The 18,989-nt window shown below is 66.4% G+C and carries 17 protein-coding genes; 15 read left to right on the forward strand and 2 right to left on the reverse strand.

The annotated features are described in order from the left end of the window. Positions 1-129 precede the first annotated feature (129 nt). From ftsY to B447_RS07935, 7 genes are all read left to right on the forward strand, one after another. Positions 130-1,314: a signal recognition particle-docking protein FtsY gene (gene ftsY / locus B447_RS07905; RefSeq protein ID WP_002938473.1), complete on the forward strand. Its 1,185-nt coding sequence runs from the start codon at positions 130-132 to the stop codon at positions 1,312-1,314. Continuing rightward, the gene (locus B447_RS07910; RefSeq protein WP_002930448.1) at positions 1,311-2,003 is read left to right on the forward strand and encodes a cell division ATP-binding protein FtsE; all 693 of its coding nucleotides are present in this window, start codon (positions 1,311-1,313) and stop codon (positions 2,001-2,003) included. The genes ftsY and B447_RS07910 overlap by 4 nt, the downstream gene beginning before the upstream one ends. Further along, positions 2,000-2,896, forward strand: coding sequence for a permease-like cell division protein FtsX (ftsX, locus tag B447_RS07915; RefSeq protein ID WP_002938475.1), 897 nt, complete (start codon positions 2,000-2,002; stop codon positions 2,894-2,896). The genes B447_RS07910 and ftsX overlap by 4 nt, the downstream gene beginning before the upstream one ends. A gap of 185 nt (positions 2,897-3,081) precedes the next feature. Continuing rightward, entirely contained in the window at positions 3,082-3,645 is a 564-nt protein-coding gene (ahpC, locus tag B447_RS07920; RefSeq protein WP_002930451.1) for an alkyl hydroperoxide reductase subunit C, read from the forward strand. 130 nt (positions 3,646-3,775) lie between these two features. Then, a complete protein-coding gene (gene ahpF, locus B447_RS07925; protein WP_002938480.1) occupies positions 3,776-5,335 on the forward strand; it encodes an alkyl hydroperoxide reductase subunit F in 1,560 nt (519 codons plus the stop codon). A gap of 239 nt (positions 5,336-5,574) precedes the next feature. Beyond that, positions 5,575-7,470, forward strand: coding sequence for an ABC transporter ATP-binding protein (locus B447_RS07930; protein ID WP_002938483.1), 1,896 nt, complete (start codon positions 5,575-5,577; stop codon positions 7,468-7,470). Between the two features lie 38 nt (positions 7,471-7,508). Then, on the forward strand, positions 7,509-9,278 hold the full coding sequence (locus B447_RS07935) for a diguanylate cyclase domain-containing protein (protein WP_002938485.1): 1,770 nt from the start codon (positions 7,509-7,511) through the stop codon (positions 9,276-9,278). Here B447_RS07935 and B447_RS07940 read toward each other — a convergent pair. Further along, positions 9,254-10,090, reverse strand: coding sequence for an IclR family transcriptional regulator (locus B447_RS07940; RefSeq protein ID WP_002930459.1), 837 nt, complete (start codon positions 10,088-10,090; stop codon positions 9,254-9,256). The two genes, B447_RS07935 and B447_RS07940, sit on opposite strands and share 25 nt — an antisense overlap. A gap of 159 nt (positions 10,091-10,249) precedes the next feature. On the opposite strand from B447_RS07940, the gene B447_RS07945 reads away from it, so the two are divergent. From B447_RS07945 to B447_RS07955, 3 genes are all read left to right on the forward strand, one after another. Next, positions 10,250-11,212 carry an MBL fold metallo-hydrolase gene (locus B447_RS07945; RefSeq protein ID WP_002930461.1) on the forward strand — a complete coding sequence of 321 codons (963 nt, stop codon included), beginning with the start codon at positions 10,250-10,252 and terminating at the stop codon, positions 11,210-11,212. A gap of 136 nt (positions 11,213-11,348) precedes the next feature. Next, entirely contained in the window at positions 11,349-13,016 is a 1,668-nt protein-coding gene (locus tag B447_RS07950; protein WP_002938487.1) for an FAD-dependent oxidoreductase, read from the forward strand. 11 nt (positions 13,017-13,027) lie between these two features. Further along, positions 13,028-13,264, forward strand: a complete 237-nt coding sequence (locus B447_RS07955) for a DUF2783 domain-containing protein (RefSeq protein ID WP_002938488.1) — start codon at positions 13,028-13,030, stop codon at positions 13,262-13,264. Positions 13,265-13,298: 34 nt separating this feature from the next. Here B447_RS07955 and B447_RS07960 read toward each other — a convergent pair whose 3' ends face one another. Then, on the reverse strand, positions 13,299-14,210 hold the full coding sequence (locus B447_RS07960) for a LysR family transcriptional regulator (protein ID WP_002930466.1): 912 nt from the start codon (positions 14,208-14,210) through the stop codon (positions 13,299-13,301). A gap of 138 nt (positions 14,211-14,348) precedes the next feature. Between B447_RS07960 and B447_RS07965 the strand changes: the two genes are divergently transcribed. The 5 genes from B447_RS07965 to B447_RS07985 all read left to right on the forward strand — a co-directional run bounded on the left by B447_RS07965 (position 14,349) and on the right by B447_RS07985 (position 18,974). Next, complete coding sequence (locus B447_RS07965; protein ID WP_002930467.1) at positions 14,349-14,900, forward strand: VOC family protein; 552 nt, start codon at positions 14,349-14,351, stop codon at positions 14,898-14,900. Further along, positions 14,897-15,907 carry a fumarylacetoacetate hydrolase family protein gene (locus B447_RS07970; protein ID WP_002938489.1) on the forward strand — a complete coding sequence of 337 codons (1,011 nt, stop codon included), beginning with the start codon at positions 14,897-14,899 and terminating at the stop codon, positions 15,905-15,907. Before B447_RS07965 ends, B447_RS07970 begins: the two co-directional genes overlap by 4 nt. A 95-nt stretch (positions 15,908-16,002) precedes the next feature. Continuing rightward, complete coding sequence (locus tag B447_RS07975; protein ID WP_002930470.1) at positions 16,003-17,037, forward strand: TRAP transporter substrate-binding protein; 1,035 nt, start codon at positions 16,003-16,005, stop codon at positions 17,035-17,037. Positions 17,038-17,109: 72 nt separating this feature from the next. Continuing rightward, positions 17,110-17,652 carry a TRAP transporter small permease gene (locus B447_RS07980; RefSeq protein WP_002930476.1) on the forward strand — a complete coding sequence of 181 codons (543 nt, stop codon included), beginning with the start codon at positions 17,110-17,112 and terminating at the stop codon, positions 17,650-17,652. Beyond that, positions 17,649-18,974, forward strand: a complete 1,326-nt coding sequence (locus B447_RS07985; RefSeq protein ID WP_002930478.1) for a TRAP transporter large permease — start codon at positions 17,649-17,651, stop codon at positions 18,972-18,974. The genes B447_RS07980 and B447_RS07985 overlap by 4 nt, the downstream gene beginning before the upstream one ends. Positions 18,975-18,989: the final 15 nt, after the last annotated feature.

Raw genomic sequence — 18,989 nt, forward strand, 5'->3', positions numbered from 1 at the left:
TCGCAGTACGGGCGCAGGCAGGGCCGGCGCGTGCCGCGGAGCCGCATCTTAGCGTGATCGGAGGCGGGCGCCCACGCAACGGGTGCCGTGCGCGCCGACGCAAAACGACCTCTCTGACCCGAGCGTTTCATGTTTGGTTTCCTGAAGAAGAAGTCCCCAAAGCCCGAGGACGTGGCGCCCGCAGTAGCGGAACCGACGGCCGAGGTTGGCGTTCCCGCGCCTGCGGTGATCGACCCGGCCGCAGCGGCCGCTGCAGCGCCGGCGGTCGAGGTCGCGCAGCCAGCGGCTGAAGCCGTCGCCGAAGTGGTGCCTGCGGAGGGGGAGGCTGCAGCCGTGGCCGAGACGGTGGTGGCGCCGGCGCCGCGCCTGTCCTGGGGTGAGCGCCTCAAGGCGGGGCTGGCGCGCACGCGTCAGCAGATCGGCGGTGGCCTGGCCAACCTCTTCGGCCTGCGCAAGATCGACGAGGATCTGCTCGAGGAACTCGAATCCACCTTGCTGATGGCCGATTGCGGTGTCGATGCCACCCAGTACCTCATCGACGACCTGCGCATGCGCTGGAAGCGCGACCGCCTGGAAACCGCCGACCAGTTGCAGAAGGCGCTCGCCGACGGCCTGCACGGCATCATTGCGCCGCTCGAGCAGGCGCTCGAGCTCGGCAGCCACCAGCCCTTCATCATCATGATCGCGGGCGTCAATGGCTCGGGCAAGACGACCTCGATCGGCAAGCTGGCAAAGTATTTCCAGGCCCAGGGCAAGAGTGTGCTGCTGGCGGCCGGCGATACCTTCCGCGCTGCTGCGCGCGAGCAGCTGATGACCTGGGGCGAGCGCAACAACGTCACCGTGGTCGCCCAGGAGGGCGGCGATGCCGCAGCGGTCATCTTCGATGCCATCAACGCCGCGCGTGCGCGCAGGATCGACGTCGTGCTCGCCGACACCGCCGGGCGCCTCCCCACCCAGCTCCACCTGATGGAAGAAATCGCCAAGGTGCGCCGGGTGATCGCCAAGGCCGACCCGAGCGGCCCGCACGAGGTGCTGCTGGTGCTCGACGCCAACATCGGCCAGAACGCGCTCGCCCAGGTCAAGGCCTTCGACAAGGCGATCGGCGTCACCGGCCTGGTGGTGACCAAGCTCGATGGCACTGCCAAGGGCGGTGTGCTGGCGGCGATCGCGCGCCAATGCCCCAAGCCGCTGCGCTTCATCGGTGTCGGCGAGGGTATCGACGACCTGCAGCCTTTCAAGGCACGCGAGTTCGTCGATGCCTTGTTCGAGCCTGGTGCAGGTGCGGTAAAGGCGGGAGCGGACGCGCGCAGATGATCGTCTTCGAGGGCGTAGCCAAGCGCTATGCGGGCGGCTATACGGCGTTGGCCGGGATCAGTTTCGAGGTCCGCCACGGCGAACTCGTCGTGCTGTCCGGTCACTCGGGTGCGGGCAAGAGCACGCTGCTCAAGCTCATTCCGGTGATCGAGCGTCCGAGCGCCGGGCGTGTGCTCATCAATGGGCAGGATGTTTCCCATCTGCCGCGCACCGCCATTCCCTACCTGCGGCGCAACCTCGGCCTGGTGCTGCAGGAGAGCCGCCTGTTGTTCGACCGCAGCGTGTTCGACAACGTGATGCTGCCTCTCGTCATCACTGGCCATCCGCCGGGTGATGCCGCTCGCCGGGTCGGGGCGGCGCTCGAGCGTGTCGGTCTGGACGGGCGTGGCAAGGAAATGCCCGCAGGTCTCTCCGGTGGCGAGCAGCAGCGGGTGGCGATCGCACGTGCCATCGTCAACAGGCCCTCCATCCTGATTGCCGACGAACCTACGGCGCATCTTGACCCCGCCTATGCGGCGGACATTGCCGAGCTGTTCCGCTCCTTCAATCAGGCCGGGGTGACCGTGCTCATCTCCACGCATGATGCCAGTCTGTTCTCGGCGAGCCGGCCGCGCCGGCTCGTGCTCGCGAAGGGGCAACTCGTGGAGGACTCGCGTCCCACAGGGCGCCCGGCCATGGAGGCAGCATGATCCACTGGCTTTACCTGCACCTGCGCGCCATCGCCCATGCGTTGCGCCGCCTTGCCGCCCAGCCGTTGAGCACCCTGCTGTCCGCGCTGGTGGTCGGCATCGCGCTGTCGTTGCCGGGCGGCGGCTACCTGCTGCTGGACAATGTGTCCTCGCTGGCGCGCGGCGTCTCGGGCGCTCCCGAGATCAGTCTCTTTCTCGACATGGACGCCGGGCCCGAGGATCGCGCCGCCATCGAGCAGCGCCTGAAGGCAACGCCCGACCTCGGCAGCTATCGTTTCGTGGCGCGCGACGAGGCTCTGCGCCAGCTCGAAGCGAGCGGCCTGGGCGACGTCCTCGGCGGGCTCAGCGCCAACCCGCTGCCCGATGCCTTCGTGCTGTCATTGCGCGAGGAGGATCCGGAGCTGTTCGAGCGCATGGCCGAGCAGATGGCGGCGTGGCCCAAGGTGGCCCATGTCCAGCTCGATTCGGCCTGGGTCAAGCGCCTGCATGCGCTGCTTGGGCTCGGACGCTCTGCCGTGCTCATGCTGGCGGGCTTGCTCGGCTTTGCGCTGGTGATCGTCACCTTCAACACCATCCGCCTGCAGATTCTGACGCAACGCCAGGAGATCGCCGTCAGCCGCCTGCTGGGCGCCACCGACCCCTTCATCCGGCGGCCGTTCTACTGGTTTGGTGGCCTCCAGGGCGCGCTCGGCGGCTTGGTGGCCCTGGGTACGGTGTCGCTGGGCGTGCGGGCGCTCTCCGCCCCCGTCACCGCGCTGGCCGAGACCTACGGCGCGGTGTTCGTGCTCAGTGGGCCGGACTGGCGTGCTGCACTGGCCATCGTTGCCTTCGCCGCGCTGCTCGGTTGGCTGGGGGCTGCCATCTCGGTGCGCAGGCACCTTGCCGGGGCTTGAAATCCGCGCGTGTGCCCTGACGTATGATGCTGAAATCGATGGGGCGTCCTGGCGCCTGCTTTCTCTGATAGGCTTTTTCAATCGAGAGTATCTCGATAATCAATTAGATCAATGCATGGCGCCGATCTAGACTGGCATCCATCGAGTTTCACCCAACGTCCTGCAACCCCTTCTGGAGCAACTACATGTCGCTGATCAACACCCAAGTCCAGCCGTTCAAAGCCCAAGCCTTCAAGAATGGCAAGTTCATCGAAGTGACCGAAGCCGACCTGAAGGGCAAGTGGTCCGTGCTGATCTTCATGCCGGCTGCCTTCACCTTCAACTGCCCGACCGAGATCGAGGACGCTGCCGAGCACTACGCCGAGTTCCAGAAGGCTGGCGCCGAGGTGTACATCGTCACCACCGACACCCACTTCTCGCACAAGGTCTGGCACGAAACCTCGCCGGCGGTCGGCAAGGCCCAGTTCCCCCTGGTTGGCGACCCCACTCACCAGCTGACCCGCGCTTTCGGCGTGCATATCGAGGAAGCTGGTCTGGCTCTGCGCGGCACCTTCGTGATCGACCCGGAAGGCGTCATCAAGACGATGGAAGTGCACGACAACGCCATCGCCCGTGACGTGACCGAAACCGTGCGCAAGCTCAAGGCCGCCCAGTACGTCGCGTCGCACCCGAACGAAGTCTGCCCGGCCAAGTGGAAGGAAGGCGAAGCCACGCTGGCGCCGTCGATCGACCTGGTCGGCAAGATCTAAGCAGGCCGCAGCATCTGCCCGGGCCCATGGGGTCCGGGCCGTGAATCCAGCAGCCGGCCCCGTGCCGGCTGTGTCGTATCAGGACCGCGCAAAACCGCAGCGGCCGGAATCATCCAAAGGAACAACCGTCATGCTTGACGCCAACATCAAGACTCAACTGAAAGCCTACCTGGAGCGGGTGACGCAGCCGATCGAGATCGTGGCGTCGCTGGACGATGGTCCCAAGTCCAAGGAAATGCTCGAACTGCTGCACGACGTGGTCGAGCAGTCCAAGCTCATCACCCTGATCGAGCGCCGCGATGACGACGAGCGCAAGCCCTCGTTTTCGGTCGGGCCGCGTGGTGGAGAGGCGCGTGTGCGCTTCGCCGGCCTGCCGATGGGCCACGAGTTCACCTCGCTGATCCTTGCCCTGCTGCAGGCCGGTGGCTACCCGCCCAAGGTCGAGGCCGAGGTGATCGAGCAGATCAGGAGCCTCGACGTCGAGCTCAATTTCGAGACCTACATCTCGCTGTCCTGCCATAACTGTCCGGATGTGGTGCAGGCCCTGAACCTGATGGCAGTGCTCAACCCGAAGATCCGCCACACCATGATCGACGGCGCACTGTTCCAGAAGGAAGTGGAGGAGCGCCAGATCATGGCGGTGCCCACCGTCTATCTGAATGGCGAGGAGTTCGACCAGGGCCGCCTCGAACTGGGCCAGATCCTGGCCAAGGTCGACACCGGCGCTGCGGCGCGCGACGCCAGGAAGCTGGCCGAGAAGGCTGCATTCGACGTGCTGGTGGTGGGCGGTGGCCCAGCGGGTGCGGCGGCGGCGATCTACGCTGCACGCAAGGGTATTCGCACCGGCGTGGTCGCCGAACGCTTCGGTGGCCAGGTGATGGATACGATGGCGATCGAGAACTTCATCTCGGTGAAGTACACCGAAGGTCCCAAGCTGGTCGCGGCCCTCGAGGAGCACGTCAAGGAATATGAAGTCGACGTCATGAACCTGCAGCGCGTCGCCGCCGTGGTGCCGGGCGAGAACCTGCACGAGGTCAAGATGGAGAACGGCGCCAGCCTCAGGGCCAAGACCGTGATCGTCGCCACCGGTGCGCGCTGGCGCGAGATGAACGTGCCCGGCGAGAAGGCGTTCCGCGGCAAGGGCGTGGCCTACTGCCCGCACTGCGACGGCCCGCTGTTCAAGGGCAAGCGCGTCGCGGTGATCGGTGGCGGCAACTCGGGTGTCGAGGCCGCGATCGATCTCGCCGGCGTGGTCGCTCATGTGACCCTGCTCGAGTTCGCCGATGACCTGCGTGCCGACGCCGTGCTGCAGAAGAAGCTCTACAGCCTGCCCAACGTCAGCGTCATCAAGAGCGCGCAGACCACCGAGGTGACCGGCACCGACAAGGTCAACGGCCTGGTGTACAAGGACCGTAACACCGAGCAGGTGCACCGCGTCGAGCTCGAGGGCATCTTCGTGCAGATCGGTCTGCTGCCCAATACCGACTTCCTCAAGGGCACGGTCGAGCTGTCGCGCTTCGGCGAGGTCATCGTCGATGCCAAGGGTCAGACCTCGGTGCCGGGCATCTTCGCTGCCGGCGACTGCACCACGGTGCCGTACAAGCAGATCATCATCGCCATGGGCGAAGGCTCCAAGGCTTCGCTGTCGGCCTTCGATCACCTGATTCGCAGCAGCGCACCGGCGATGTAAGCTCACACGGGGGCGCTGCCCCCCGTACTGCCCCTCATGTAGGAGCGGCGCCAGCCGCGAGGTGTTGAAGGCGATGGCGCAAGTTGGTTGCGCGACGAAAGCTCGCGGCTGGCGCCGCTCCTACAGCAGTCCTCGCGCGGCCTCGCGCGGCCCAGCCCCGTACGGGGCTTTTTGCCATTGTGCGGGCAACCACGGCACACTCTGGCTGTCACATGCCGAGATCATCGAGGAGCCCATCAGTGCCTTTCAGCTGGTTCGAACGTCGTATCGACCCCTATCCCGAAGCCGCGCCCGGCCCTGCGCCGCGCGGCTTCTTCGCCTTCCTGTGGGCGGGTACAGAGGGCATGCGGCCCTTCATCCTCGGCATGATGCTGCTCACCGCGAGCATCGGCGCCTTCGAGGCCTTGCTGTTCGCCATGCTCGGCAAGGTGGTCGACTGGCTCGCTGCGGTCGAACCCGCGCGCTTGTGGGCCGACGAGGGGGGCACCCTGCTGCTGCTTGCGGCCATCATCGTCGGCAGCATCGCGCTGGTGGCGGTGCAGACCATGCTCAAGCACCAGAGCCTGGCGGGCAATTTCCCGATGCGGCTGCGCTGGAACTTCCACCGTCTGATGCTCGGCCAGAGCATGAGCTTCTACCAGGATGAATTCGCCGGCCGGGTCTCGGCCAAGGTCATGCAGACCGCGCTCGCGGTGCGCGATACCTGCCTGATCATGACCGACATCCTGGTCTTCGTGACCATCTACTTCGTCACTCTCACCCTGGTGGTGGCGAGCTTCGACGTCTGGTTCCTCGCCCCCTTCCTGGGTTGGCTGGCGCTCTATGCACTGGTGCTGCGCTGGTTCGTGCCGCGCCTGTCGAAGGTGTCGCGCGTCCAGGCCGACGCCCGTGCGCTGATGACCGGGCGCATCACCGACGCCTACACCAACATCGCCACCGTCAAGCTGTTCTCCCACGCTGGCCGTGAGGCAGGCTACGCACGGGGCGCGATGCAGGAGTTCCTGCACACGGTGCACGCGCAGATGCGCCTGGTGAGCGGCATCGAGATCGTCGTGCACAGCCTGTCGATGGGCCTCATCCTCTCCACCAGCGGGGTGGCGCTGTGGCTGTGGAGCCAGGGCCAGGTCGGCGTTGGCGCGGTGGCGGCGGCGACCGCGATGGCGCTGCGCCTCAATGGCATGTCGCACTGGGTGATGTGGGAGATGGCCTCGCTGTTCGAGAACGTCGGCACCGTGCAGGACGGCATCAACACCTTGTCGCGCCCGCATGCGGTTGTGGATCGCGCGGATGCCAGGCCGCTGGTGGTGAGCCGTGGCGAAGTCCGCTTCGAGCAACTCGGCTTCGCCTATGGTGCGACGGGCGCACAGGCGCGGCGGGTGATCGACGATTTCACGCTCACCATCCGCGCGGGTGAGAAGATCGGCGTGGTCGGGCGCTCGGGCGCGGGCAAGTCGACCCTGGTGAACCTACTGTTGCGCTTCTACGACCTCGAGCAGGGCCGCATCCTGATCGACGGCCAGGACATCGCCGGCGTCACCCAGAACAGCCTGCGCGCGCAGATCGGCATGGTCACCCAGGACACCTCGCTGCTGCACCGTTCGGTGCGAGACAACATCCTCTACGGCCGCCCCGATGCCTCCGATGCGGACATGATTGCGGCAGCCAAGCGTGCCGAAGCGCACGACTTCATTCTCGGCCTCACCGACCCCAAGGGGCGGCGCGGCTACGACGCCCATGTGGGCGAGCGCGGCGTCAAGCTCTCCGGCGGCCAGCGCCAGCGCATCGCGATCGCGCGCGTGATGCTGAAGGACGCGCCCATCCTGCTGCTCGATGAGGCCACCAGTGCGCTCGACTCCGAGGTCGAGGCCGCGATCCAGGAGAGCCTCTACCGTCTCATGGAAGGCAAGACCGTGGTGGCGATCGCGCACCGGCTGTCTACGATCGCCGCCATGGACCGCCTGGTGGTGATGGACCGTGGGCGGATCGTGGAGGAGGGCGATCACCGCAGCCTGCTTGCCCAGGGGGGGCTGTATGCGCGCCTCTGGGCGCATCAGAGCGGCGGTTTTCTGGGCAGCGAGGACGAGGAGGCAGTGGCCGCGCCCGGGCGGACGACGGTCTCCACTGTGGATGCATGAGCTTCCCAGCCATCTTTCCGACGGTCTAGACTAGGCGTATGAGTCCGCCCCGCGAGCCCATCCCCGAAGGCCGTCGCGCGCTGCGCGAGGGGGGCTTTGCCTCGGCTGTCGCCTTGGGGTATCTCGTGTGCGCCTTGTTGTTCGGCGTCCTGCTGGCGCTCGAGTGGCGGTCGATCGATCGCAGCGTGCTCGCCCTGGCGCGCGAGCGTGGCGCGACGCTGTTCGCGCTGGTCGAGACCACGCGCGAATGGAATGCGCGCCACGGAGGCGTGTATGTCCTTGTCTCGGACGAGGGCCAGCCCAATCCTTACCTCGAGCATCCTGCGCGCGATATCGACAGCGCGGACGGGCGCCGTCTCACCATGGTCAATCCGGCCTACATGACGCGACAGATCGCCGAACTCGCCGAGGCCAAGCAGGGCGTGCGCGTGCGTATCACGAGCCTGTCCCCCATCCGCCCGGGCAATGCGCCCGACCCCTGGGAGCGCGAGGCGCTACGGCGCTTCGAGCGTGGCGAGGCGGAAGTGCTGGAGCTCGTCGCTGCGGGCGACACCCAGACCCATCGCTACATGGCGCCGCTGTTGGTGGTGCCGGCCTGTCTGCAGTGCCACATCGCGCAGGGCTACGAGGTCGGTGACGTCCGCGGCGGCATCTCGGTCACCATGCCTGCGCAGGCGCTGATTGCCATGCGTGACACCCAGCGCCTGCGCACCGGGGCCATGCACCTGCTCGCCTTCCTGATCTCCGCCGGGCTGATTCATGGCCTGTTGCAGGTCAACCGCCGCCACCTGCGCGTGGTGCGCGCGATCAATGCCGACCAGGAGCGCCTCATCGCGCTGCGCACAGGCGAGCTTGCCGACGCCAATCGCAAGCTGGCGGACGAGGTCGATCTGCATCGGCACAGCGCGCGCCAGCTTGCAGAGAGCGAGGCGCGCTACCGCGCGGTGTTCGACGGCGCAGCCGAGGGCATCATCGTGACCGACGCCGAGTCCCGCATCACCCAGGTCAATCCCGCCTTCTGCCGCATTACCGGCTATGCCGCTGCGGAGGTGCTTGGCCGCACGCCTGCACTGCTTGCGTCCGGGCGTCATGATGCCGACTACTTTGCCCAGATGTATGACAGCCTCGCCCGCGAGGGCAGCTGGCAGGGCGAGATGTGGAACCGGCGCAAGAGCGGCGACCTTTACGTGCAGTGGATTTCGATCGTCCGCGTCGGTGCCGCCGACGACATTCAGGGCTACATCGCCACCCTCAGCGACATTACCAGCCGCAAGGCGCTCGAGGACAAGATCCGCTACCGGGCAGACCATGATCCGCTGACCGGCCTGCCGAACCGGGCACTGTTCGACGACCGCCTCGCTTCCGCGCTGGCGGGGGCGCACCGGCGAGGTTCGGCCTTCGCGCTGCTGTTCGTGGACCTCGACCGCTTCAAGGCGGTGAACGACCGCCTGGGGCATCTCGCCGGTGACGCCCTGCTGGTCGAAGCGGGCGAGCGCCTTAACGCCTGTGTGCGCGAATCGGACACCGTTGCCCGCCTCGGCGGTGACGAATTCGCTGTCATCCTCAACGAGATCGGCGGTATGGACGACGTCGAGGAGATTGCCCTGCGCATCGGCGAGGCGATCGCAACGCCCTTCGTGCTGGAGAAGGGCGAGGGGTGCGTGTCGGCCTCGATCGGCATCGTGCTGGCGCCCGAGCACGGAGGCGACGCGCAGAGCCTGCTCAGGCGGGCCGACCTCGCCCTCTACGCGGTCAAGCACGGCGGCCGCGGCCACCACCGCTTCTACACGCCCGCGCTGGGCGACTGAGCCGCGGCGCCCAGGCGGGCCGCGACGACCTGTGCGCAGGTGCGCACACGTTGTGCGGTCGCGCCATCCCAGGCGGTGTCGAAGCTGCCTGCGGGGCCCATCGCCGTGATCGCGAGCGTGAGCTGCCCGACGTCGTTGAAGACCGGCGCGGAGAACGCATTGATGCCGGGGATGGGGTTGCCGAGCGCGCGCGCCAGGCGGTGTCGGCGCACTTCCTGTAGGAGCTGCTCTGCCGCCTCGGGCGAGGTGACCGTCAGGTCGGTCGCCGAGGCGGGCTCGGCTGCAGTCTCGCCGGCGAGGATCGGCGCGACGATGCGCTCGGGAAGGAAGGCCGCGAACACCCGTCCGGTGGCCGACAGCAGCAAGGGCGTCATCACCGTGCCAGGGCGCATGTTGACGTGGATCTGCTTGCTGCATTCCTCTATGTGAACGATGGTCGGACCCAGGTTTCCCCATACCGCGATGGCGACGTTGAGCTCGATGTCGTCGGCCAGGCGAGCGACCTCGGGAATCGCGGCCTTGAGCGGGTCAAGTCCGTGAAGGGCGGTCAGCCCGACCTGCAGGGCAAAGGGCCCCAGGCCGTAACGCCCGGTCAGCGGGTTCTGTTCGATGAGGCCGAGCTTGCCGAAGCTCACCAGGTAGGGGTGGGCCTTGGCGGGCGGCATGCCCGCCTCGCGCGCGAGCTCCTTCAGGATCATCGGCTTGCCGCTGCGCACCAGGGCCTGCAGCAGGGCGCCGCCGACCTCGATGGACTGGATGCCGCGCCGTTCGCTGCGTTCGGTGTCGGCTACCGCCGGCGTGTTGTCCTGCATGACTCCCTCCTGAATCGCGGCGAATGTTAGCAGCTTCCGTGCGCGTGCCACGGTCGGTCTCATCACGGTCTTCAGATTTGTTAATAGCAAATCGATTGACTATAGGCAAATCGCGGTCTAGGATTCGACGCACCCAGTCAATGCAGGAGACACACGATCATGAACAGCAAGAAGTTTGCATCGCAGGCCGACGTCGAAGAGAAGAAGATCAGCTGGGAGAAGCTGTCCGATAACGCCTACGCCTACACTGCTGAGGGCGATCCCAACACCGGCGTCATCATCGGCGACGACGCCGTCATGATCATCGACGCGACGGCGACGCCGGTCGCAGCGCAGGGCGTCATCGCCAAGGTTCGCGAGATCACCGACCTGCCGATCAAGTATGTCGTGCTGACCCACTATCACGCTGTCCGCGTGCTCGGCGCTTCGGGCTACAAGCGCGAAGGCTTGCAGGAGGTCATCGCCAGCCGCGACACCTACGATCTGATCGTTGAGCGCGGCCAGCAGGACATGGATTCGGAGATCGGCCGCTTCCCGCGCCTGTTCCAGGCTGTCGAGAGCGTGCCCGGCCTGACCTGGCCGACGATGAGCTTCGAGGGCGAGATGACGCTCTGGCTGGGCAAGCTCGAGGTGAAGATCAAGCAGATCGGTCGAGGCCATACCAAGGGCGACACCATCGTGTACCTGCCCGCTCAGCAGATCTGCTTCTCGGGTGACCTGGTCGAGGCGGACGCGGCTTGTTACACCGGCGACGCCTATCTCGCCGAGTGGCCGCAGACGCTCGACAGGCTTGCCGCGATGAACTTCGCCAAGCTCGTCCCGGGGCGCGGCCCCGCCCTGATGACGCCTGCTGCCGTGCAGGCAGGGCTGGCCTACACGCGCGATTTCGTCTCCACGCTGTACCTCAGCGCACAGGAGGCGGTGGCGCAGGGCATGGACCTGAAGGCGGCGATGGCGCACACGCGCAAGAACATGGATCCGAAGTTCGGCCACGTCTTCATCTACGAGCACTGCCTGCCGTTCGATGTCACGCGTGCCCATGACGAGGCGAGCGGCATCGCCGACCCGCGCATCTGGACGGCCGAGCGCGACCAGCAGATGTGGCATGCGCTGCAGGCCTGAGGTGCCGCACTGAAGGACGCAGATTGCGCCAGGCCCCGCAGCAGAGGGATCGGGTGCCCGCCGTGGGCGCCCGTATCCGGTCGAACTCACGCCCAGACGTGAGGCCGGAGCGAACCAACACCAGGAGGAGACCGCCGTGCTGAGCACGTACACATACCCGAAGTTCGAATATGTCCGACCGCCCGAGATCGACGAGGGGCGGGAAGGGCACCATCCCTTGATCATCGTCGGCGCCGGCCCGGTTGGCCTGTGCACTGCGATCGACCTCGCCCAGCAGGGCCAGCGCGTGCTGGTGCTCGACAACGACGACACCGTATCCATCGGGTCGCGTGGCGTGTGCTACGCCAAGCGTGCGCTCGAGATCCTCGACCGCCTCGGCTGCGGCGAGGAGATGGTCGCCAAAGGTGTGTCCTGGAACGTCGGGCGCACCTTCTTTCGGGAGGACGAGGTCTTCAATTTCAACCTCTGCCCTGAGCCTGACCATCATCGTCCGGGCATGATCAACCTGCAGCAGTATTACCTCGAGGAATACCTCGTCCGCCGCGCCCGCCAGCTCCCCAACCTGGAAATCCGCTTCCGGAACAACGTCATCGGCGTCACGCCCGGCGACGACAAGGCAGGGCTGCGTGTGGAGACGCCGGACGGAGCCTATTCGCTCACCACCGACTGGCTGGTCGTCGCCGACGGCGCGCGCAGCCCGATCCGCAGCATGCTCGGCCTCGACATCGAGGGCAAGATCTTCATGGACCGCTTCCTGATCGCCGACGTGGTGATGAAGGCGGACTTCCCGACCGAGCGCTGGTTCTGGTTCGACCCACCGTTCCATCCCAATCAGTCGGTGCTGCTGCATCGTCAGGCCGACAACGTCTTCCGCATCGATTTCCAGCTCGGCTGGGACGCCGATCCCGAGCAGGAAAAGAAGCCCGAGAACGTGATTCCGCGCATCAAGGCCATGATCGGGGACGAGCGCGAGTTCGAGCTCGAATGGGTCAGCGTCTACACTTTCCAGTGCCGGCGGATGAACAGCTTCAACCATGGGCGCGTGCTCTTCGTCGGCGATGCGGCGCATCAGGTCTCGCCGTTCGGAGCGCGCGGCGCCAACTCGGGCATCCAGGACGCCGACAACCTGGTGTGGAAGCTCAAGCTCGTGATGGACGGCAAGGCGCCGCCGAAGCTGCTCGACAGCTACACCGAAGAGCGCGGTTTCGCGGCGGACGAAAACATCATGAACTCGACGCGCTCGACCGACTTCATCACCCCGAAGAGCCGCACCAGCAAAACCTTCCGTAACGCCGTCCTGGGCCTGGCCGAACATCATCCCTTCGCTCGCGCCCTCGTCAATTCCGGGCGCCTGTCGGTGCCGAGCTACCTGACCGCATCGAGCCTCAACACGCCAGACGAGGACGACTTTGCCGGCACCATGGTGCCGGGGGCGCCGATGGACGACGCGCCGGTGCTCGCGGCCGATGGCCACGCCTGGCTGCTGCAGGTGCTCGGGAACCGCTTCCAGGTACTGCATTACGTCGACGATGCATCCGCCCTCGCGGACACCACCCTCGCCACCGTGCAGGCGCTCGCTGATGGCGGTATCGCGCTCGAGCCCGTCATCGTCGCGGCCCGCGGGCGGGCGCCTGCCGGCCTGCGTACGCTGATCGACGCCAAGGGGCGTGTGCGCGAGCGCTACGACATGAGGCCCGGAACCACCTATCTCATCCGTCCCGACCAGCATGTGGCTGCGCGCTGGCGCCTGCTCGACACCGAGCGGGTGCGAGCGGCCCTCGTCCGTGCCACCTGCAACGCCTGAAGGAGATCGTCATGGCCCTGAACCTGCAGCCCAACCTGGCCGAACCCGGCAAGCGCTACTTCCGTGCCTTTTCGCCCGGCGACGATTTCTACGAGGCGCTCATCGACGCCCACCGCGAACTCAGCGACGAGCAGAGCGAGATGCTCAACGCCCGCCTGATCCTGCTTCTCGCCAACCATGTCGGTGACATCACCGTGCTGCGCGAGGCGCTGAAACTCGCGCGTGAGGGCGTGGCAGCCGAGGACTGAGCCGCGCTCGCCACGCCCTCGTCGGGTGCGGCGCTCAGTCCCGGGCGCCGCACCCGATGTCCGCAACATGCTCGAACAGCATGTCGCGGAAGCTGTGTGCCGCGGGCGACAGCGAGCGCCCATTGCGACTGAAGACGTAAAAGCGGCGCGTGACCTCGGGCTCCACCAGCGGGCGCATGTCGAGCTGGTAAAGGCGCACCAGCGAAGCGGCATAGGGGATGCAGATCGTCACCCCGAGCCCGGATGCCACCATGCTGAGGGCGGTCGACATGAAGGTCACGGTAGTGGCGGGGTCGAGGTCGACTTCGCGCATTGCATTGTGCAGGTCCACCGACAGGCGTTCCGTGAACTGGCCCTGCAGGGTGATCAGCGGATGGTGCACCAGGTCCGACCAGCGCACGGCCTGTAGCGCACCGAGCGCGTGTCCGTGCGGGAACACCGCATGGAAGGGCAGTTCGAAAAGCGGTGCAGCGTCGATGTCCGAGCTCGGGTCGCGCTCGGGGCCGACACCAAAATCCACCTCGCCGGAGAACACCCGCGAGGTCACGCTCTCCACGGCGCAGTCGATCAGGCGGATATCCACCTCGGGATGCCGTGCGCGATAGGCTGCGATCACCTCGGGCAGCAGGGTGCATGCCATCAACTGAGGGGCTGCCACCCGTACCACGCCTTTCTTGAGTGCCTTCAGGTTGGTGACCTCGTCGACCACGCCATCGAGGTCGGTGAGGATCTTGTCGATCAGCGGATAGATGCCGCGACCGATCTCCGAGAGCTGGATGCGTCGCGTGCTGCGGTCGAACAGGCGCACGCCGAGCGACTGTTCGAGTTCCTTGATGAGGCCGCTCAACGCCGACTGGGTCAGGAACAGACTCTCGGCCGCCAGGGTGAAGCTCCCGTTGCGCGCCACGGCGACGAAGGCGCGGAGTTGGCGGAGCGTGATATTCATCAGGTATTCCGATAAATGAATCTGAAAAAGCTGTTGGAATGATATTAGTTTTTCGCCTGTAATGTGGGCATGCCTTATCGGGCGATAAACGAAACATGGGGCGCGAACCCTGGAACCAGGAAGGAGAAGGAGACTGCAATGACGCCGATCGTGAACAAGATTCATCACGTAGCCTACCGCTGCAAGGACGCGCTCCAGACTGCGCGCTGGTACGAGAAGCACCTGGGCATGAAGCTGGTGCTGTCGATCGCCGAGGACGCGGTGCCGTCGACCGGAGAGCCTGATCCCTACATGCATATCTTCATGGATGCCGGCATGGGTAACGTGCTCGCCTTCTTCGAGCTCCCCACCCGTGCGCCGATGGGGCGCGACGAAAACACCCCGGCATGGACGCAGCACCTCGCGCTCGAGGTCGATTCCATGGACACCCTGCTCGCCACCAAGGCTCGCCTCGAGTCCGAGGGCATCGACGTGGTGGGGCCGACCGACCATGCGCTGTTCCAGTCGATCTACTTCTTCGATCCCAACGGCCACCGTCTCGAGCTGGCCTGCAATACCCATCGGCCCGGCATGCTGGAAGCCCTCGACAAGGTGAAGTGGGAGATGCTCGAGGAGTGGGCGCAGACCCGCAAGGCGCCCAAGCATGCCGCCTGGATGCACGACGGCAGCTACAAGGAGATGTTCCAGTGAAACTCGCCACCCTCAAGCAGGGCGGCCGCGACGGCACCCTGGTCGTCGTCAGCCGTGACCTGGCGCGCTGCCGGGCCGTCCCGGCGATTGCGCGCAGCCTGCAGGCCGCGCTCGACGACTGGCAGTCCTGCGAGCCGCAGCTGCGCCAGGTGTACGAAGCCCTGAACAGCGCAGCGATCGAGTCGCAGCCGTTCGACCAGGCCGCCTGCCATTCGCCGTTGCCGCGTGCCTACCAGTGGGCCGACGGTTCTGCATACATCAACCATGTGGAGCTGGTGCGCAGGGCACGCAATGCCGAGATGCCGCCCTCGTTCTACACCGACCCGCTGATGTACCAGGGTGGCTCGGACAGCTTCATCGGGCCGCGCGACGCGGTGGTGGCCGATGAACGCTGGGGGATCGACTTCGAGGCCGAGGTTACGGTGGTGACCGGCGATGTGCCGATGGGGGCGACGCCCGCCGATGCGGCGCGCGCGATCCGCCTGGTGATGCTGGTCAACGATGTCAGCCTGCGCAACCTGATCCCCAACGAGCTCGCGAAGGGCTTCGGTTTCTTCCAGAGCAAGCCCGCCTCTGCGTTCAGTCCGGTAGCGGTCACGCCCGATGAACTCGGCGATGCCTGGAAGGATGCCAAGCTGCACCTGCCGCTCGTCGTGCACCTGAACGGCGCCTTGTTCGGCAAGCCCGAGGCGGGTGTCGACATGACCTTCGACTTCGGCCAGCTCGTCGCCCATGTGGCACGTACCCGCGAGCTCGAGGCCGGCTCCGTCATCGGCTCGGGGACGGTATCCAACAAGCAGGGCGACCTGTGGGGCTCGTCGATCGAGCACGGTGGCGTCGGCTACTGCTGCCTGGCGGAGTTGCGCACCTACGAAACCATTGAACAGGGCACGCCCGCCACGCCCTTCATGCGCGATGGCGACGTCGTACGCATCGAGATGTTCGACCGCGAGGGGCGCAGCATCTTCGGCGCCATCGAGAACCGCGTCACCGCAGTCCAGTCCTGAGCTTCCCCCCCGGCCTGGCGATGACCCGCAGAAGGCTCGCACCAGCGCCGGCAAAACCCGCAGTCACACAAAAACGCTTGAGAGGAGTGAGACACATGAAGCTGAAAGCCCTGATCGGCCTGGCCGCCGCCACTGCCACCCTGTTCGCTGCCCCGGTCCGCGCCGAGGAGATCGTGCTCAAGGTCGCGCATTTCTGGCCTGCTACCGCGCTCAGCCAGCAGAAGATCCTCGAACCCTGGTGCGCGAAGATTGCCGCCGAGTCGGACAACCGGCTCAAGTGCCAGATCTTCCCGGCCATGCAGCTTGGAGGCACGCCTGCCCAACTCATCCAGCAGGCGGCAGACGGCGTTGCCGACATCGTGTGGACCCTGCCCGGGTACACGGCGGGCCGCTTCCCGTCGGTGGAGGTCTTCGAGCTGCCCTTCATGACCCACAATGCCGAAGGCGCGAGCCGCGCGGCCTGGGCCTACTACGAGCAGTTCGGCCAGAAGGACTTCGAGTCGGTCAAGCCGCTCGCCTTCCATGTGCATGACGCCGGCCACATCCACAACAACAAGCGTCCGATCACCCGCATGTCCGACTTCCGCGGCCTGAAGATGCGCGCGCCGACGCGGCTCACGAACCGCATGATCGCCCATCTCGGCGCGACCCCGGTGGCCATGCCGATGCCGCAGACGCCCGAGGCGGTGTCCAAGGGCGTGGTCGACGGCTACGTGCTGCCATGGGAGGTGATCCCGACCATGAAGCTGCATGAGATGACCAAGTACCACACCGAGATGGACGCCTCCCAGCCCTCGCTCTACACCACCTTCTTCACCATTGCGATGAACAAGGCCCGCTACGACAGCCTGCCGGACGAGCTCAAGAAGGTCATTGATGCCAACTCCGGTGCCGATTTCTCGGCGGCGATCGGTCGCGCCTGGGACGAGTCGGCACCTGCGGCTCGCCAGCAGGCGGTCGATCGCGGCAACCAGTTCCATACCATCCCGGCGAGCGAGGCGGCCGAATGGGTGAAGGTTGGCGATCGTCTCGCCGCAGAGTGGGTGAAGGAGGTCAGCGGCAAGGGCTATCCGGGCCAGGAGATGCTCGATACCGCGCGCGCGCTGATCGCCACACACAGCGCCCGCTGACCTGCTGGCGGCCTGCCGCGCCCGCGGGCGGGCCGCCAATCGCACAACCCCGGCAGTCCGGAGGCCCCCGCCATGGCCGAAGTCATTCCCCAGCTCGACGACCAGCGCGACCCCGGCCCGCGCGATCCGGTCGGGCACTTTCTGTTTGCATGGTCGCAGCTCTCGGCGCTGGGGGGCGCGGTGCTGCTGTTCGCTGCCTGCGGTGTCTCGGTGTACAGCGTGCTCGGACGCTGGCTGTTCGATGCGCCGGTGCTGGGCGATGTCGAACTCGTGCAGATGGCGTGTGCGCTCGCGATCGCGGCCTGTCTGCCCTACGCACAGATGAAGAACGCCCACGTCATTGTCGATTTCTTCACCCACAACGCCTCGGCCCGGGTGCGCCGCGTGCTCGATCGCATCGCCTCGGTCGTGCTTGCGCTGGGGGCTGCAGTGATCGCCTGGCGCAGTTTCGTCGGTGCCTGGGAAGCCTCGCAAACGGGTGAGAGCACCATGATCCTGGGCTGGCCGCTGTGGTGGTCCTATCTCACGCTTGGGCCGGGCTTCCTGCTGCTTGCCCTCACCGCCCTGTACACCGCCTGGAAGGGGCAGATGCACAACGAGGTGGGCGAGCAATGAGCAGCGTGACCATTGGCTTCCTGGTAGGTGGGCTGACCCTTGTCCTGCTCGCCCTGCGCATCCACATCGGCATGGCCATGCTGCTTGGCGGCGCCATTGGCTACATCGCAGTCTCGGGTTGGGACCCGCTGATGAGCTATTTCAAGCACCTCGCCTACGGGCGCTTCTCGGTCTACGACCTGTCGGTGGTGCCGCTCTTCCTGCTGATGGGCAACATCGCCTCACACGGGGGCCTGTCGCGCCGGCTGTTCGAGGCCACCAACGCCTTTCTCGGCCACTACCGCGGCGGCGTGGCGATGAGTGCAATCGGCGCCTGCGCCGGCTTCGGTGCCATCTGTGGCTCCTCGCTCGCCACCGCGGCGACGATGGGCAAGGTGGCGTTGCCCGAACTCAGGCGCAACCGCTATTCGCCGGCCCTCGCCACGGGGGCACTTGCCGCCGGCGGCACGCTCGGCATCCTGATCCCGCCTTCGGTGGTGCTGGTGATCTATGCCATCCTCGCCGAGCAGAACGTCGCGGCGATGTTCATGGCCGCGCTCATCCCCGGCCTGATCGCGATGCTCGGCTACATGCTGGTGGTGGCCATCTACGCCCGCGTGGTGCCCGACGCCGGCCCGGCCTCGACGCGCAAGTCGTGGGCCGAGCGCATGACGGCGGTCGCCCGCGTGTGGCCGATCGTGACCGTATTCGTGGTGGTGATCGGCGGCATCTATGGCGGCATCTTCACCCCGACCGAGGCGGCTGCGGTGGGAACCATCGCCACCGCGGCGCTCGCAGTGGCGTCGCGCGAGCTCGATCTCAAGGGGCTCGCGCACGCTGTGTTCGGTGCCGCCGAGTCGACCGCGATGATCTTCCTGATCCTGCTCGGTGCCGACGTGCTCAATGCCTTCCTGGCCCTGTCGCAGATGCCGCAGGCCCTGGCCGGCTGGGTCCTCGAGAGCGGCCTCACGCCTGCTGCGGTGCTGATCGGCATCATCCTCATCTATCTGGTGCTGGGCTGCGTCATGGACAGCCTGTCGATGATCCTGCTCACCATCCCGATCTTCCTGCCGATCGTGATGGGGCTCGATTTCTGGGGGCTCAACCCGACGGACAAGGCGATCTGGTTCGGCATCCTTGCCCTGATGGTGGTCGAGATCGGCCTGATCACGCCGCCGGTGGGCATGAACGTGTTCATCATCAACAGCCTGGCGCGTGACATTCCGATGCGCGAGACCTTCCGCGGCGTGCTGCCCTTCCTGGCGTCGGACGGTGTGCGCATCATCCTGCTGGCGCTTTTCCCCGGACTTTCGTTGTGGCTGGTGCATCTGCTGGGTGGCTGACGCCCTTGCATCTGA

The organism is Thauera sp. 27 (assembly GCF_000310125.2).
Classification (GTDB): domain Bacteria; phylum Pseudomonadota; class Gammaproteobacteria; order Burkholderiales; family Rhodocyclaceae; genus Thauera; species Thauera mechernichensis.

Excerpts from the sequence above, each read along its gene's own strand:
- ftsY (WP_002938473.1), top strand. The coding sequence starts at position 130 with ATGTTTGGTTTCCTGAAGAAGAAGTCCCCAAAGCCCGAGGACGTGGCG.
- B447_RS07910 (WP_002930448.1), top strand. The coding sequence starts at position 1,311 with ATGATCGTCTTCGAGGGCGTAGCCAAGCGCTATGCGGGCGGCTATACG.
- ftsX (WP_002938475.1), top strand. The coding sequence starts at position 2,000 with ATGATCCACTGGCTTTACCTGCACCTGCGCGCCATCGCCCATGCGTTG.
- ahpC (WP_002930451.1), top strand. The coding sequence starts at position 3,082 with ATGTCGCTGATCAACACCCAAGTCCAGCCGTTCAAAGCCCAAGCCTTC.
- ahpF (WP_002938480.1), top strand. The coding sequence starts at position 3,776 with ATGCTTGACGCCAACATCAAGACTCAACTGAAAGCCTACCTGGAGCGG.
- B447_RS07935 (WP_002938485.1), top strand. The coding sequence starts at position 7,509 with ATGAGTCCGCCCCGCGAGCCCATCCCCGAAGGCCGTCGCGCGCTGCGC.
- B447_RS07940 (WP_002930459.1), bottom strand. The coding sequence starts at position 10,090 with ATGCAGGACAACACGCCGGCGGTAGCCGACACCGAACGCAGCGAACGG.
- B447_RS07945 (WP_002930461.1), top strand. The coding sequence starts at position 10,250 with ATGAACAGCAAGAAGTTTGCATCGCAGGCCGACGTCGAAGAGAAGAAG.
- B447_RS07955 (WP_002938488.1), top strand. The coding sequence starts at position 13,028 with ATGGCCCTGAACCTGCAGCCCAACCTGGCCGAACCCGGCAAGCGCTAC.
- B447_RS07960 (WP_002930466.1), bottom strand. The coding sequence starts at position 14,210 with ATGAATATCACGCTCCGCCAACTCCGCGCCTTCGTCGCCGTGGCGCGC.
- B447_RS07965 (WP_002930467.1), top strand. The coding sequence starts at position 14,349 with ATGACGCCGATCGTGAACAAGATTCATCACGTAGCCTACCGCTGCAAG.
- B447_RS07975 (WP_002930470.1), top strand. The coding sequence starts at position 16,003 with ATGAAGCTGAAAGCCCTGATCGGCCTGGCCGCCGCCACTGCCACCCTG.
- B447_RS07980 (WP_002930476.1), top strand. The coding sequence starts at position 17,110 with ATGGCCGAAGTCATTCCCCAGCTCGACGACCAGCGCGACCCCGGCCCG.
- B447_RS07985 (WP_002930478.1), top strand. The coding sequence starts at position 17,649 with ATGAGCAGCGTGACCATTGGCTTCCTGGTAGGTGGGCTGACCCTTGTC.